Origin of the sequence: Neorhizobium sp. T25_13 (assembly GCF_002968675.1) — a bacterium.
Taxonomy (GTDB): Bacteria; Pseudomonadota; Alphaproteobacteria; order Rhizobiales; family Rhizobiaceae; genus Neorhizobium; species Neorhizobium tomejilense.
On record NZ_PVBI01000009.1, the window covers coordinates 226,468 to 240,220 of the forward strand.

Sequence of the window (13,753 nt, forward strand, 5' to 3'; positions counted from 1 at the left end):
GAACTGAACCGGTCCATCAAAAGTTCGTCTGACCCCATCGGCGGCGCGATCGTGTTACGCAACGTTACCGTATCACGCGACTTGATCTCCGAAATCGCGCGGCGGCATTCGAAATACCGAGCGCGAATATGGACCTCTCGAAGATCAAGACCCTGATCGACTTTGTCGGTCGATCGAGCATCACCGAACTCACCGTGACCGAGAAGGACCTGACGGTTCGAATCTTCCGGTCGCAGCCAATGGCGGGGGAGGCCTCCGTTGATTTGGCGCGCGGGCAACAGCCGGTTACGGGTGTGTCGATGGGGCCTGATGAACTGTCGGCTGTCGGTCACGCGTCGGCCATTCCCGTAAAAGCGCCGGTCTCCGGCGTGCTGCATCGCAGTTCGGCACCGGGCGAGGGGCCGTTCGTCAAGCCTGGAGATGAGGTGACGGAGGGGCAGACTCTCTTCATTATCGAAGCGATGAAGGTCTTCAACAAGATCGCCGCATCGCGGTCCGGGCGCATTGTCAGCCTGACCGAAATCGACGGCGGTGAAGTCGAGACGGGTGATCTGCTCGCGGAGATCGCGTGATGCCGGAGACATTCGACAATCGCCCGCGTTTCGATACGGTTCTCATTGCCAATCGCGGGGAGATCGCGACCAGGATCCAGAAGGCCTGCCGGGAACTGGGTCTCAAGACCGTCGTCGTCTATTCCGAAGCGGATCGGCAGGCACCCTATGGCAAGACCGCCGATAGCGCCCTGTGCATCGGCCCTTCGAGCGCGGCAAAAAGCTACCTCAACAAGGATGCTCTTCTTCTGGCGGCGCGCTTGACGGGCGCCGGCGCCATCCATCCCGGTTATGGTTTTCTCTCGGAAAATGCCGCATTCGCCGATGCGGTCGAAAGGGCCGGACTGGCGTTCATCGGTCCGAGCGCGTCGTCGATCGAGGCGATGGGCGACAAGATCTCGGCAAAGAGGGCAATGATCGCAGCTGGAGTTCCTTGTGTCCCGGGACCGGATACGGCGCTTTCCGACGATCCGGCCGCCGTCGAGCGCCTGGCCCTTGAGATCGGTTATCCCGTCATCATCAAGGCTGCCGGCGGCGGCGGCGGGCGGGGCATGCGTGTCGTGCCGGAGGCCGGTCTGCTGCAAGAGGCGGTCGCGCTCACCCGGGAGGAGGCGCGGCAGGCTTTCGGCTCGCCGTCGCTCTACATGGAAAAATTCCTCCAGCATCCGCGCCATATCGAGATCCAGGTCCTTTGCGACACCCATGGCAATGCAGTCTGGCTCGGGCACAGGGATTGCTCGATGCAGCGCCGCCATCAAAAGGTCGTGGAAGAGGCGCCGGCACCGGGGATATCGCCGGACGTGATCCGGCCCGTCGGGAGAGCCTGTGTCGAGGCCTGCCGCCAGATCGGCTACCGGGGCGTCGGAACCTTCGAATTCCTCTACGAGGATGGCGCTTTCTATTTCATCGAGATGAACACCCGGCTTCAGGTCGAACATCCGGTCACCGAAATGACAAGCGGGATCGACATCGTGCAGGCGCAGATCAAAGTGGCTCAGGGCGATCCGCTCGAACTGGCCCAGGCTGACGTTAAATGCGAGGGTCACGCCTTCGAATGTCGCATCAATGCCGAGGATCCCGAAACGTTCCTGCCGTCGGCCGGTGTCATCACCAGTCTCGCCTTTCCCGAAGGGATGGGCATCCGGGTCGATACCCATATCCATGCGGGGTACAAGGTGCCACCCTATTACGACTCGCTGATCGCCAAGCTGATCGCTCATGCGCCGACGCGGGCGGAGGCGATGGCAAGGATGCGCGAGGCGCTTGCCGGAACGCAGGTGGACGGAATTTCCACGAATATTCCCTTCCTGCGTGCGCTCTTCGAGGACAGCGCGTTTGCGCGCGGCGAGACGGATATCCATTATCTCGAGCAATGGCTGAAACAACGGAGAGCGCCATGAGCGCGATCGATTTCAGCGATCCCGCGACGATCGCGTTCCTCACCGAGGCGCTGACAGCAGCCGGGGTAAGTGGCCTGGAAATCTCCTGGCCCAGCGGACGGTTACGCATCGTCATTGCCACGGGGAATGAAGCCGGGATCGATGTGTCCGTGACCTCTCGGCCAGCGCCGACGGCTCAGCCGCCGGTGGTCGTCAAGGCGCCGATGGCCGGCCATTTTTACCCAGGCAGCCCATCGCGATCGGTTTCCGCCACAGACATCCTCGGCTTCCTTCGCGTCGGCCCCGTCCTGCTTCCACTTTGTGCCGGCCGCACGGGTATTCTGACCAAGCAGCTTGCCGAACCCGATGCGCTGGTCGGCTTCGGCGATCCCCTGTTCGAGATCGAGCCTCAACCATGATTGCCACAATCAACAGCCATGCGCCGTTGCGCGAAATCTTGCCCGCCGCCCGCGGCCGGGCTCGGGTTTCCTCGATCGGCGCGAGGTCCTTCCTGTTGGAGGCGCCGGGAGAATTCGATCTCGCCGCACAGCGCCGGATTTGGGCCCTCTCCCAGGCGGTCCGAGGCTGGCCGGACATCGCGGAAATCGTTCCGGGAATGACCAACCTTCTGACGATATTCCGGGAGGCGCCGCAGGATCCGGATGCCGTCGTGGCGCGGCTGCTGGAGGCATGGGACAATGCCCGCAGCATCGATCTGGACGGAAAGACGATCGAAATCCCTGTTCACTACGGCGGGGAGCATGCGGTGGACCTGCCCGCGCTTTGCGACCTTGCCCGGCTCAGCGACCGTGAGATCGTCCGTATTCATCACGAAGCGACCTACCGTGTTTTTGCCTTGGGCAGCGCTCCAGGCTTCGGTTACCTGCACGGCCTCGATCCGCGCATCTACATGCCGCGAAAGACCGTGCCGTCGCTGAAGATGGCGAAGGGCTGCGTGACCATTGGCGGCATGCAGACCGGCGTTGCAATGCTCACCGGCCCGAACGGCTGGAATTCCATTGGTTTCGCAGAATTGCAGATGTTCGATCCGACGTCGCGCACACCGGCGATGATGGCGCCGGGCGATACGGTGCGGTTCGTGCCGGCTAGGATCGAGCTATGATCGAAATTGTGGAAACCGGCCCGTTCAATACGGTCCAGGATCTCGGGCGACCGGGGTATCGCGATATCGGCGTTTCGGCCAGCGGTGCGATGGATCCGCTTGCCGTGAGGATCGGCAATATTCTTGTCGGGAATGATGAGGGTGCGGCAGGGATAGAGGTGCAGACCTTTCCATTCAGCCTGCGTTTCGACCGGCGGACCGTCTTCGCGGTCACGGGCGCCGATGGCGATCCGATACTGGACGGGTTGGAATTGCTTCCCTGGTGCGCCTATACCGCCGAGGTCGGACAGGTGCTCGAGCTGAAGCACCCTCCGACACTTGCGCGCGCCTATGTTTCCCTCGGCGGGGGCCTGGATGTCCCATCGGTGATGGGATCGCGCAGCACATCCCTGCGCGGCAGCTTCGGCGGCAATGCCGGTCGGCCTTTGGTAAAAGGTGACCGGATCGCGCTCGGTGACTGCGCCAACTTTGCCCCGGTGCCGGCCAGCGGCCTGGCTGTCATCGAGCCCGCCGTGGCGCTCCGGGACGTCTTTCCGGATCTCGTTGACGGCGCGCTGCCGGTCCGTGCCTTGCCCGGTGGCGAGCATGCCCTGTTTCCCAATGACGGCGACGCCTTTTGGAGCCAGACATGGAAGATTTCTTCCCGCAGCGACCGCACGGGCTATCGTCTGTCGGGCGAGCCCATCAAGCCGACGGCGTCGGTTGAGATGCGTTCCCACGGGATCGTGGCCGGTGTGATCCAGGTCCCGCCCGGTGGGGAGCCCATAGTCCAGATGAGCGATGCGAATACGGCGGGTGGCTATCCGAAGATCGCCGGCGTGATCGAATGCGACCTGTGGCGGCTTGGCCAGGCCCGCATAGGCAGCCGCTTGCGGTTCGTGCGGTCCACGCATGCGGAGGCGCGCGCAGTGGAGCAGGCGGTCGCGCGTTATGTCGAAGACGTCCGGACCACATCAGGGATGGTCAAACGCGCCTTGACGGCGATGGCCTGAAATACGATCGGTCAAAGGGAGTTGCCGATGAGAATCGATCTGAATTCCGACATGGGCGAAGGGTTCGGCCCTTATCGGCTATGCGACGACGAGGCGATGATGAAGGTCGTGTCGTCGGCCAATATCGCCTGCGGTTTCCACGGTGGCGATCCGGATACGATGGCGCGCATGGTGCGGCTTGCCAAGGCGAACGGGGTTGGCATCGGCGCACATCCGGGCCTGCCCGACCGGCTTGGCTTTGGACGGCGCGAAATGCCCTTCCAGGCGGATGAGTTGCGCCAGCAGATGCTCTACCAGCTCGGCGCGCTGATGGCGATCGCCGCGAGCGAACGCGTTACTGTCGGGCATATCAGCTTTCACGCCGCCATGGGCAATATGGTCAACCGTGACCCGGTGCTCGCCGATCTGATGATGGATGCCATCGCGACGGTGGAACCGGGTCTCGTGGTTTTCGTGACGCCGGACAGCGAAATAGAGCAGGCGGCCAAACGGGCGCGGCTGAAGACGCTGGCGCTTTTCCTGGCCGACCGGGCCTATGATGCCGAAGGCAGGCTTGTTGTCCGCGGCCTACCGGGCGCCGTGATCAAGGATGAGGCTTCGGTGCGGGCAAGGGTGCGCCGCTTTCTTCTCGACCGAACCGTCGAGACTATCGAGGGCGACACCATTGCCATGCCCGCCCGGTCAATCCTCGTCCACAGCGACACGCCGGGTTCCCTTGAACTTGCGCATATTGTCCGAAGCGAGATCGAAGCCTCCGGCGCGATGCTCGCGCCGGCTGCCGAACTCGCGCTTTGACTCACCGGCTGCCTGGTCGGCCGTCTCCCGTCCCAATCTTCGTCGAAAGTTAATGCCGATGTCTTCTACAGCCGATCGCCTGAAAAACGTCTCCATATCCGCCTCCGCTGCCATGACCCAACGCGCCCGGGAACTGGCCGCAAAGGGTATCAAGGTTGTCAGCCTGTCTTCCGGGGAGCCGGATTTCCCGACGCCGCTGCATGCCATCGAGGCGGCCCATGCCGCGGCGCTTGGCGGTGATACGAAATATCCGCCGATGGACGGCACGCCGGCGCTCAAGGCGGCGATCAGTAGGAAGTTCAAGCGGGACAACAATCTGGACTATGATGCCAGTCAGATCGTCGTTTCAGCCGGCGGCAAGCAGGTGATCTTCAACACGATGCTCGCTACCTGCAATCCCGGCGACGAAGTTGTCATTCCAACGCCCTCCTGGGTCAGCTATGCCGATATCGTCAAGTTCGCCGGTGGCGTTCCGGTGGCGGTACCCTGTTTCGAGCAGGCCGGCTTCAAGCTGCGTCCGGAGGATCTGGAAGCCGCGATCACGCCGCGTACCAAATGGCTGATCCTGAATTTTCCCAACAATCCGACCGGCGCGGCCTGCTCCCGCGCGGAAATGGCGGCGATCGCGCAGGTCATGCTGCGCCATCCGGGCGTGTGGATCCTGACTGACGATATCTACGAACATCTGGTCTATGACGGTTTCGAATTCTGCACCATCGTAGACGCGGAACCGCGGCTCTATGATCGTGTCCTGACCATGAACGGCGTCTCGAAGGCTTACGCCATGACCGGCTGGAGGCTCGGCTTCTGTGCCAGCGGCTCCAAGGAACTCATTGGTGCGATCAGCAACGTCAACGGGCAGAACGGCGGTGGCATCACCACGGTGACGCAGGCGGCAGCCATCGCGGCGCTGGACGGGCCCCAGGATCTCCTCAAGGAGCGAGCTGCGATCTACCGCGAGAGGCGCGATTTCGTCCTCGATCGCTTGTCGGAGGTGGAGGGATTGCGTTGCCACAAGCCAGAGGGCGCGTTCTATCTCTATCCCAACATGTCCGGCTTGATCGGCAAGACCAGCAAGGGCGGGCGGAAGATCGAGACCGACGTCGATTTCGTCATGGCTCTCGTGGACGAACATCATGTGGCGACAGTGCAAGGCGCAGCTTACGGCATGAGCCCCCATTTCCGCATTTCTTACGCAACGAGCATGGCAATGCTGGACGAGGGATGCGCGCGGATCGCCCAGTTCTGCAGGGACATGCGTTGACGATTGATCCGATCATCCGGCGCGGCTGCCTCGTGCCGGGACTCGTCTTATGCTCTCAGCCGCGCGGTCAGCTCGAGAAGGATATTCTTGACCGCCAACGCCGGCTCGGACAGCGAGTTCTGTTCGGCAATGCAGAGCGACAGGGTTTCCTCGATCCGCGGGGAAACGAGCCGACATATCAGCGGCTCGCCTGATTCCGTCACGATACGGTCGGCGATGGCTTTCGGCATGATGGTCGCTCCGAGACCGCTGCCCACGGCGCGCGCCAATGTCCTGACGATTTCGACTTCCGCCACGACCTTGAGGTTGATCCGGCTGCGCGTGAACGCGGTGTCGACCGCACGGCGAACGAAGTTGTAAGCAGGCGGCATCAGAAGCGGCAAGCCGTCGAGAGCGGTAACCGGAATGGGCTTGCTGTCCGCTTCGATCGCAAAATCGCGGTGGGCGACGAGATAGAACTCCTCGCTCAAGATCGGTTCGAACCGTACGCCCTTGATCGGCCCGGCCCCGTGGATCAGCGCCATTTCGAGACGGCCGTTCATGATCATCTGACTGTAGGTCTGGCCGACGCTTTCCGTGAGATGGAGCAGGATGCCGGGATGGCGCCTGCGCGTTTCGGCCAGCAGGTCCACGGACAGCGTCGCGGCACTGCTGAACGGCACGAGCCCCACGGAAACGCGCCCGGCAAGTGAGTTGCCGGCAGCGGAAGCGTCCGCCTGCGCCTGTTCCATCTGGCGAAGAATGATCTGCGCATGGCGGTACACCGCATGCCCCGCATCGGTCATGCTGACGCCCTGCTGGCTGCGGATCAGCAGCTTCTGACCGAAATGCTCCTCCAGCGCCGCCAGCTGCTGGCTAAGCGCAGGCTGCGCGATATGCAGCAGGTCGGCAGCGCGCGTGATGCTGCCGCTGTCGACGATCACAATGAAGGATTTGAGGCGTCTGATGTCCATTCGGATCTTTTTCTTTTTGTCTTGAGCAGACGTATGTTTGCAGACGCGATCTTCTTTTGCAACGCCGCCGACTGCGATCCCGCCCGGTGATGGTCATCTACCGACATTGCGGAGCCGAGCCTCCATAGCCGTTGCTTATTGCTCCACAAATAATCGGTCTTAGGCAAGAGATTAAAGGTTCGCTACTGTCAGCAACAACAACAAGGGGATCCGAATGCCATTCTCCGATTACAAGACCGCACTGGTTACCGGCGCTTCCTCCGGTATCGGCGCCGCTGTGGTGGAGCGGCTTCGGCGTGAGAATATCGAGGTCCACGCGATCGCACGCAGCGGCGATGCTTTGCAGGATCTGGCCAAACGCACGGGCTGCATCGCTCATGTGATTGACGTTACCGACCGTCCGGCACTCGCCGAACTCACCGGTCGCATCGAGTTCGATATCCTCGTCAACAATGCCGGCGTCGATCGGCCGAAGAAATTCCTGGAAGCGGACGAGAGCGATATCGACCTTCTCGTTGATGTCAATCTCCGTGCCGTCCTGCACATTTGCCGTTTGATCGTGCCGGGAATGGTCGCCCGCGATCGGGGCCATGTCATCAACATTTCCTCGATCGCCGGCAACTATAACTTCGGCGGCAACTCCGTCTATCACGCAGTGAAAGCCGGCGTCGCCATGCTATCGAACCAGCTGCGCATCGATGTCTTCGGCAAGCGGGTGCGGGTGACAGAAATCTGCCCCGGGCGGGTCGCGACGGACATTTTCAATCACGTGCACGGCGACGATCCCAGTATTCGCGAACGGTTCATCGATGGTTTCGAGCTGCCTCAGGCAGCCGATATCGCCGAGGCCATAGCATTCGCGATCGCCGCGCCGGTGGCCGTCAATATCGGCCACATGGAAATCACGCCGACTTTGCAGGTCATGGGCGGCCTGCAGACAGCCCGGCCGCAGCCGGCTCCCGCAGGTCCGGACAGTTCCAGGGAGCCGGGGCGGTGAACGGATTCGATCTCTGGGCCGTCCTGAGGAACCCTGAATATACCGCGATGCTCCTGCACGGCATCGAGATGACCTTTGTCATCTATATCGGGTCGTGGCTGCTGGCCATGACCCTCGCGCTGCTGCTTCTGTGCATCCGGTTTTCGCCGCTCCGCTTTGGCGACGGGGCCGTGGCCGCCTATGTCTCCTACCATCGCAACGTGCCGACCCTCGTGCAGCTGATGCTGTGGTATTTCGGCATATTCACGCTGTTCCCGCCAGGCCTGACGTCCTGGCTCGCGGCCCATAATGCCGAAACGATCTTCGCCGTCATCGGCCTCGGCCTGTGCCAGGCAGCCTATTTCAGCGAGGACCTGCGGTCCGGCCTTCGCTCCGTAAGCCCGGGCCAGATGGAAGCCGCAAAAGCCCTCGGTCACAGCTATGTCTCGGCGATGCGCTTCGTAATCATGCCCCAGGGCGTGCGCAATGCACTTCCTCCGCTCATCAACCACAGCGTTTCCCTGTTCAAGAACAGCAGTCTCGCCATCGTCATCGGTGCGTCCGAACTGACGCATGCCGTGAAGGAAGTCGAAAACCTGAGCTTCCGCACCTTCGAAATCTACCTGGTTGGTACGGTTCTTTACCTGTTCTTCTCGCTCCTGATCATGGGCGCCGGCGCCTATCTCTCGATGCGCGCCGATCCGGCCCGGAGTGCGCGCGCATGATCAACGATGTCATCGCCATCATCCAGGACTACTGGCTTCTGCTGCTGATCGGTCAATATCCGAACGGCCCGCTCGGCGGGCTTGCAAATACGCTGATCCTGTCGGCGCTCAGCATCATGCTCGCCTTCCCGGTCGCCATCCTGCTGGCACTCGCGCGACTTTCGAAATGGCGACTGCTGCGGTGGCCGGTCACCGCACTCGTCTACATAACCCGCGGTGTGCCGCTCCTGATGCTTATCCTCTGGAGTTACTTCCTCGTCCCACTTTGGACGGGCGCAGACGTTCCGAGCTTCGTGACGATGCTGACTACGCTCGTCGTTTACCAGGGCGCCTTCCTGAGCGAAGTCGTACGCGCCGGCATTGTCGCGCTCGGCAGCGGCCAGATGGATGCCGCCCGTGCCCTCGGGCACAGCTCTCTCGGAGCGATGCGCTTCATCATTCTTCCGCAGGCGCTCTACAACATGATCCCGAGCATCATCTCGACCTTCGTCTCGACGATAAAGGACACGACGCTCGGATATGTCATCAATGTCCCGGACCTCACTTTTGCGGCCAGCCAGGTCAACAACCAGCTTCTGACCCAGCCCTTCCAGGTCTTCTTCATCCTCGCGGTCGTCTACTACGCGATCTGCTGGAGCCTGACGCATGTCGCCAACATAGTCGAGCGCCGTATCACGCGCCGCCGCGCGGGTCTGTCCGGCGGCGCAGCGCCGGTGGCACTCGTGCCGGCCAAAATCATATCGGAGCAGCTATGAGCACCTCAGCCGCACAGACCCAGCAGTTGCAGACAATCCACCTTTCGGACGTCTGCAAGAGCTATGGCGATTATCCGGTCCTCAAGAACATTGACGCCGAAGTTGCCCGAGGCGAGGTCGTGGTGATCTGCGGACCTTCCGGTTCGGGGAAATCCACCCTGATCCGTACGATCAACCGTCTTGAGGAGATCAACAGCGGATCGATCACCCTGGATGGTCAGAACATTCATGCGGCAATGCGGACGAGGGAACTCAACCTGCTGCGCAGCCGGATCGGTTTCGTATTCCAGAACTTCAACCTGTTCCCGCATCTCTCCGTCGTCGAAAATGTGTCGATGTCGCCGATCCGCGTGAAGGGCGTGGCGGCGAATGTCGCCCATGAGAAGGCGCTGAAGCTTCTCGATCGCGTTGGGCTCGCCGACAAGGCGCGGGCATATCCCGGCCAGCTGTCGGGCGGGCAGCAACAGCGGGTGGCGATAGCGCGCGCACTCGCCATGGAGCCGCCGGTCATGCTGTTCGACGAGCCGACCAGCGCACTCGATCCGGAAATGGTCGGCGAGGTGCTGGCGGTCATGAAGAGCCTGGCATCGGAAGGCATGACCATGATCTGCGTTACGCATGAAATGGGCTTCGCCCGCGATGTCGCCGACCGCATCTGGTTCATCGATGCGGGACAGATCCTCGAAACGGCCCCGCCCGACGAGTTTTTCAAGACACCCCGCCATCCCCGTGCTCAGCGGTTCCTCGCCGATCTGCGCCATTGACACTCACCACCAATAACAAAGGAGAACAGCAATGAACTGGAAATACGCAACTCTTACCGCCGTGCTGGCAGGTGCCTCGGCGGCCTTGCCGGCAAAAGCGGATCAACTCGACACGATCATGTCGGCCAAGACGCTTCGTTGCGCGACGTTTGCCGACGTGGTGCCTTTCGCGGCACCCGATCCGAAGACCCGCGAGATGGCCGGCTTCGACGTCGACCTCTGCAATGCGATCGCCAAGGAACTGGGCGTCAAGGCCGAAATCAAGCCGGTCTCGGTTGAAGCGCGCGTGCCGGAAGTCAAGCTCGGCCGCGTGGACATCACTGTCGCCAATCTAGCCTATACGCTGAGCCGCGCAGAGCAGATCCAGTTCAGCGATCCCTACTACCTTGCCAAGGAAATGCTGATTGTTCCGGCCGATGATCCCGGCAAGAAAAAGGTCGATTACGAAGGCCAGCGCATTGCCTCGACCAAGGGCTCGACTTCGGAAATGTCGATCAAGCTCAACAAGTCCGACCCGCTGACCTTCCAGGATACTGCGTCCGCCTATCTTGCCGTCCAGCAGGGCAAGGCGCGGGGCATGGTGGCGAACACGATGACGACGACAAAGTTCGTCAACGAATCCAAGACCAAGGGCAAGGAAATGCGGATGATCGAGGACCCGATGCTGTTCCAGCCTATCGGGATCGGCATGGCAAAGGACAATCCGGGGCTGACGGTCAAGATCAACGAGGTGCTCCGCAAGCTCGACACCTCCGGCGACCTCAACAAGATCTGGGACAAGTGGCTTGGCCCGAATACCGAATACAAGATGACGCGTAACGACAAGGTCGTGCCGCTCTCCGAACTGAAGTTCGACCCGATCCCCTGAGGCCTTTGGTCCGGGTACTCCATCCAATTGCAAATCATCGAAGACTGCAGGCGGCGGGACGTGCCCGCCGTCGGCCTAACCGTGGGAGGTTTCCATGATCCACATTAAAGACATCGCCGAACGGCCGAGCAAAGCCGACATCGAGGCACTTTCCAAATTTTCGCCGGCGACCATCCACGAAGCGCAAGGACGCCGCGGAGCGCTCTCCTCACGCCTGAAGCCAGTGGATTACCGGATGAAGCTGTGCGGTCCGGCCTTCACGGTCAAATGCGCGCCGCGTGACAACATCATGCTTCAGCTGGCGATCAACTATGCCAAGCCGGGTGACATCATCGTCGTGTCCGCCGGCGAATACGAAGAGGCAGGCTCGTTCGGCGACGTACTTGCCAATGCCTGCCTGGCAAAGGGCATCGGCGGCCTGGTGACCGATACGGGCGTGCGCGACACGCTGCAGCTGAGGGACCTCGGCTTTCCGGTCTTTTCCCTGAGCGTCTGCATCAAGGGTACCGTCAAGGAAACCATTGCGGCGGTGAACGACACGATCATCGTGGGTGGCGAGACGATCAATCCGGGCGACATCATCGTTGGCGATGCCGACGGACTGGTCGTTGTCCGCCGCGCTGAAGCACAGGAGGCCGCCGTGCTTTCGCAGGCCCGCGAGGATGCCGAAGCCGGCTATATCGCTGCCTACAAGCAGGGCAAGTCGGTGATCGAGGTCAGCAAGCTGGAGCCGGTGCTGAAAGCCAAGGGCCTGATCGTCGATATCTGAACCCGGCCGCGATTGTCACGCGAAGCGCCGGACTTTCTTTTCGGAAAGAGGTTTGAATGACCTTCCCATTATTTGATTTGGCCGGCCGGCGTGCGTTGGTGACGGGTTCGTCGCAGGGCATTGGGCTGGCGCTTGCGCGGGGGCTTGCGCAGCATGGTGCTTCGGTCGTGCTGAACGGCCGCGACCCTGTGAAGCTTCAAGTCGCCGTCGATAGCCTGCAGAATGAAGGCTACGAGGCGAGGGCGGCCGACTTCGACGTTACCGATCCCAATGCCGTCAAACGCGGGGTCGAGGCGATCGAGCACGGGATCGGGGCGATCGACATCCTGATCAACAATGCCGGGATGCAGTTCCGCAGTCCGCTGGAGGATTTCCCCATCGACCGCTGGGAGCAGTTGCTGAAGACCAATATCTCCAGCGTCTTTTATGTCGGCCAGGCAGTGGCACGCCACATGATCGGCCGAGGGCAGGGGAAGATCATCAACATTGCCTCGGTGCAGAGCGAGCTGGCACGTCCGGGCATCGCTCCCTACACGGCCACCAAGGGCGCGGTGAAGAATCTGACGCGCGGCATGTGCGCGGATTGGGCAAAGCACGGCCTGCAAATCAATGCGATTGCACCCGGCTACTTCAAGACACCCTTGAACCAGGCACTGGTCGATAACCCGGAATTCTCGTCCTGGCTTGAGAAACGCACACCGGCAGCGCGCTGGGGCGACGTCGAAGAGCTCGTCGGGGCAGCGGTGTTTCTCGCCGGCAAGGCTTCCTCGTTTGTGAACGGGCACACGCTCTATGTCGACGGCGGCATCACGACCTGCCTCTAGGGAAGCCCGCCAAACGGGCAGCGACAAACCATCATCTACATCACAATGGAGGAAACCAATGGCCAAGCCGGACATCTTGCTCGTCGGGCCTTACCCCGAATGGGATCTCGTCGAGCTGGAAGCGCAGTACAACGTACGCAAGCTCTACGAGGCTGAAGACCGCGATGCCTTCGTTCAGGATCATGCGGGCGGCATTCGCGCCATCGCCACGCGGGGGGAGCTCGGCGCCTCCGCCGAACTGATCGCCAGGCTGCCGAAGCTGGAGATCGTCTCGGTCTATGGTGTCGGCTACGACGCGGTCAATCTCGACGCCTGCCGGGCGCGCGGCATCCGGGTCACCAATACGCCCGATGTCCTGACCAGTGACGTCGCCGACCTTGGCGTCGCAATGATGTTGGTCCAATCGCGCGGCATGATCGGCGCAGAGACATGGGTGAGGGACGGCAGCTGGGTGGCGAAGGGCCTCTATCCGCTGAAGCGCCGTGTCTGGGGGAGAAGAGCGGGCGTGCTCGGCCTCGGCCGTATCGGCTTCGAAGTCGCCAAGCGCCTCAAGGGCTTCGACATGGACATCGCTTATAGCGATGTTGCAGCAAAACCTTATGCGGAAGGGATGACTTTCATCGCCGATCCGGTCGAACTCGCCCGGCATGCGGACTTCCTGTTCGTGACGCTCGCCGCCTCGGCCGCGACCCACCACATCGTCTCCGAAGACGTGATCGCCGCCCTCGGTCCAGAAGGCATGCTGATCAACATCTCGCGCGCCTCCAATATCGACGAGGAAGCGCTGCTCGCCGCACTCGAAAGCGGAGCGCTCGGATCTGCGGCACTCGACGTGTTCGAGAGCGAGCCGAAGCTCGATCCGCGTTTCCTCGAACTCGGCAACGTGCTGGTGCAACCGCATCACGCGTCCGGCACGATCGAGACCCGCAAGGCGATGGGCAAGCTGGTGCGCGACAATCTCGCCGCCCATTTTGCAGGCGTCGCCCTGCCCACCCCCGTCATCTGAGGATATGCC

The 13,753-nt window shown here is 61.8% G+C and carries 16 protein-coding genes; 15 read left to right on the plus strand and 1 reads right to left on the minus strand.

The window, feature by feature from the left end; genetic code table 11:
• Positions 1–128 precede the first annotated feature (128 nt).
• From C5J22_RS21810 to C5J22_RS21840, 7 genes are read left to right on the plus strand one after another with little or no spacing between them, the layout of a single operon-like run.
• On the plus strand, positions 129–572 hold the full coding sequence (locus tag C5J22_RS21810) for a biotin/lipoyl-containing protein (RefSeq protein WP_105439955.1): 444 nt from the start codon (positions 129–131) through the stop codon (positions 570–572).
• A complete protein-coding gene (gene accC, locus C5J22_RS21815) occupies positions 572–1,951 on the plus strand; it encodes an acetyl-CoA carboxylase biotin carboxylase subunit (protein ID WP_105439956.1) in 1,380 nt (459 codons plus the stop codon). Before C5J22_RS21810 ends, accC begins: the two co-directional genes overlap by 1 nt.
• Positions 1,948–2,349 (plus strand): acetyl-CoA carboxylase, encoded by a 402-nt coding sequence (locus tag C5J22_RS21820; protein WP_105439957.1) that lies wholly within the window; start codon positions 1,948–1,950, stop codon positions 2,347–2,349. The genes accC and C5J22_RS21820 overlap by 4 nt, the downstream gene beginning before the upstream one ends.
• Positions 2,346–3,053 (plus strand): 5-oxoprolinase subunit PxpB, encoded by a 708-nt coding sequence (pxpB, locus tag C5J22_RS21825; RefSeq protein ID WP_105439958.1) that lies wholly within the window; start codon positions 2,346–2,348, stop codon positions 3,051–3,053. The genes C5J22_RS21820 and pxpB overlap by 4 nt, the downstream gene beginning before the upstream one ends.
• On the plus strand, positions 3,050–4,045 hold the full coding sequence (locus C5J22_RS21830; RefSeq protein ID WP_105439959.1) for a biotin-dependent carboxyltransferase family protein: 996 nt from the start codon (positions 3,050–3,052) through the stop codon (positions 4,043–4,045). The genes pxpB and C5J22_RS21830 overlap by 4 nt, the downstream gene beginning before the upstream one ends.
• 27 nt (positions 4,046–4,072) lie before the next feature.
• The gene (locus tag C5J22_RS21835) at positions 4,073–4,840 is read left to right on the plus strand and encodes a 5-oxoprolinase subunit PxpA (protein ID WP_105439960.1); all 768 of its coding nucleotides are present in this window, start codon (positions 4,073–4,075) and stop codon (positions 4,838–4,840) included.
• A gap of 52 nt (positions 4,841–4,892) precedes the next feature.
• Positions 4,893–6,104, plus strand: a complete 1,212-nt coding sequence (locus C5J22_RS21840; protein ID WP_172746742.1) for a pyridoxal phosphate-dependent aminotransferase — start codon at positions 4,893–4,895, stop codon at positions 6,102–6,104.
• A 47-nt stretch (positions 6,105–6,151) separates the two neighbouring features.
• Here C5J22_RS21840 and nac read toward each other — a convergent pair whose 3' ends face one another.
• The gene (gene nac, locus C5J22_RS21845) at positions 6,152–7,057 is read right to left on the minus strand and encodes a nitrogen assimilation transcriptional regulator NAC (protein WP_046666147.1); all 906 of its coding nucleotides are present in this window, start codon (positions 7,055–7,057) and stop codon (positions 6,152–6,154) included.
• A 214-nt stretch (positions 7,058–7,271) separates the two neighbouring features.
• Between nac and C5J22_RS21850 the strand changes: the two genes are divergently transcribed.
• The 8 genes from C5J22_RS21850 to C5J22_RS21885 all read left to right on the plus strand — a co-directional run bounded on the left by C5J22_RS21850 (position 7,272) and on the right by C5J22_RS21885 (position 13,744).
• The gene (locus C5J22_RS21850; protein ID WP_105439961.1) at positions 7,272–8,054 is read left to right on the plus strand and encodes an SDR family oxidoreductase; all 783 of its coding nucleotides are present in this window, start codon (positions 7,272–7,274) and stop codon (positions 8,052–8,054) included.
• On the plus strand, positions 8,051–8,758 hold the full coding sequence (locus tag C5J22_RS21855) for an amino acid ABC transporter permease (RefSeq protein ID WP_105439962.1): 708 nt from the start codon (positions 8,051–8,053) through the stop codon (positions 8,756–8,758). Before C5J22_RS21850 ends, C5J22_RS21855 begins: the two co-directional genes overlap by 4 nt.
• Positions 8,755–9,513, plus strand: a complete 759-nt coding sequence (locus C5J22_RS21860) for an amino acid ABC transporter permease (protein WP_046638172.1) — start codon at positions 8,755–8,757, stop codon at positions 9,511–9,513. The genes C5J22_RS21855 and C5J22_RS21860 overlap by 4 nt, the downstream gene beginning before the upstream one ends.
• Positions 9,510–10,277: an amino acid ABC transporter ATP-binding protein gene (locus C5J22_RS21865; RefSeq protein WP_105439963.1), complete on the plus strand. Its 768-nt coding sequence runs from the start codon at positions 9,510–9,512 to the stop codon at positions 10,275–10,277. The genes C5J22_RS21860 and C5J22_RS21865 overlap by 4 nt, the downstream gene beginning before the upstream one ends.
• A gap of 31 nt (positions 10,278–10,308) precedes the next feature.
• On the plus strand, positions 10,309–11,145 hold the full coding sequence (locus C5J22_RS21870; protein WP_105439964.1) for an ABC transporter substrate-binding protein: 837 nt from the start codon (positions 10,309–10,311) through the stop codon (positions 11,143–11,145).
• Between the two features lie 94 nt (positions 11,146–11,239).
• The gene (locus C5J22_RS21875; RefSeq protein ID WP_105403331.1) at positions 11,240–11,914 is read left to right on the plus strand and encodes a 4-carboxy-4-hydroxy-2-oxoadipate aldolase/oxaloacetate decarboxylase; all 675 of its coding nucleotides are present in this window, start codon (positions 11,240–11,242) and stop codon (positions 11,912–11,914) included.
• A gap of 56 nt (positions 11,915–11,970) precedes the next feature.
• The gene (locus tag C5J22_RS21880) at positions 11,971–12,738 is read left to right on the plus strand and encodes an SDR family oxidoreductase (RefSeq protein ID WP_105439965.1); all 768 of its coding nucleotides are present in this window, start codon (positions 11,971–11,973) and stop codon (positions 12,736–12,738) included.
• Positions 12,739–12,796: 58 nt separating this feature from the next.
• Complete coding sequence (locus tag C5J22_RS21885) at positions 12,797–13,744, plus strand: 2-hydroxyacid dehydrogenase (protein WP_105439966.1); 948 nt, start codon at positions 12,797–12,799, stop codon at positions 13,742–13,744.
• The last annotated feature ends 9 nt before the right edge of the window (positions 13,745–13,753 follow it).

Excerpts from the sequence above, each read along its gene's own strand:
- C5J22_RS21810 (WP_105439955.1), top strand. The coding sequence starts at position 129 with ATGGACCTCTCGAAGATCAAGACCCTGATCGACTTTGTCGGTCGATCG.
- accC (WP_105439956.1), top strand. The coding sequence starts at position 572 with ATGCCGGAGACATTCGACAATCGCCCGCGTTTCGATACGGTTCTCATT.
- C5J22_RS21820 (WP_105439957.1), top strand. The coding sequence starts at position 1,948 with ATGAGCGCGATCGATTTCAGCGATCCCGCGACGATCGCGTTCCTCACC.
- pxpB (WP_105439958.1), top strand. The coding sequence starts at position 2,346 with ATGATTGCCACAATCAACAGCCATGCGCCGTTGCGCGAAATCTTGCCC.
- C5J22_RS21830 (WP_105439959.1), top strand. The coding sequence starts at position 3,050 with ATGATCGAAATTGTGGAAACCGGCCCGTTCAATACGGTCCAGGATCTC.
- C5J22_RS21835 (WP_105439960.1), top strand. The coding sequence starts at position 4,073 with ATGAGAATCGATCTGAATTCCGACATGGGCGAAGGGTTCGGCCCTTAT.
- C5J22_RS21840 (WP_172746742.1), top strand. The coding sequence starts at position 4,893 with ATGCCGATGTCTTCTACAGCCGATCGCCTGAAAAACGTCTCCATATCC.
- nac (WP_046666147.1), bottom strand. The coding sequence starts at position 7,057 with ATGGACATCAGACGCCTCAAATCCTTCATTGTGATCGTCGACAGCGGC.
- C5J22_RS21850 (WP_105439961.1), top strand. The coding sequence starts at position 7,272 with ATGCCATTCTCCGATTACAAGACCGCACTGGTTACCGGCGCTTCCTCC.
- C5J22_RS21860 (WP_046638172.1), top strand. The coding sequence starts at position 8,755 with ATGATCAACGATGTCATCGCCATCATCCAGGACTACTGGCTTCTGCTG.
- C5J22_RS21865 (WP_105439963.1), top strand. The coding sequence starts at position 9,510 with ATGAGCACCTCAGCCGCACAGACCCAGCAGTTGCAGACAATCCACCTT.
- C5J22_RS21870 (WP_105439964.1), top strand. The coding sequence starts at position 10,309 with ATGAACTGGAAATACGCAACTCTTACCGCCGTGCTGGCAGGTGCCTCG.
- C5J22_RS21875 (WP_105403331.1), top strand. The coding sequence starts at position 11,240 with ATGATCCACATTAAAGACATCGCCGAACGGCCGAGCAAAGCCGACATC.
- C5J22_RS21880 (WP_105439965.1), top strand. The coding sequence starts at position 11,971 with ATGACCTTCCCATTATTTGATTTGGCCGGCCGGCGTGCGTTGGTGACG.
- C5J22_RS21885 (WP_105439966.1), top strand. The coding sequence starts at position 12,797 with ATGGCCAAGCCGGACATCTTGCTCGTCGGGCCTTACCCCGAATGGGAT.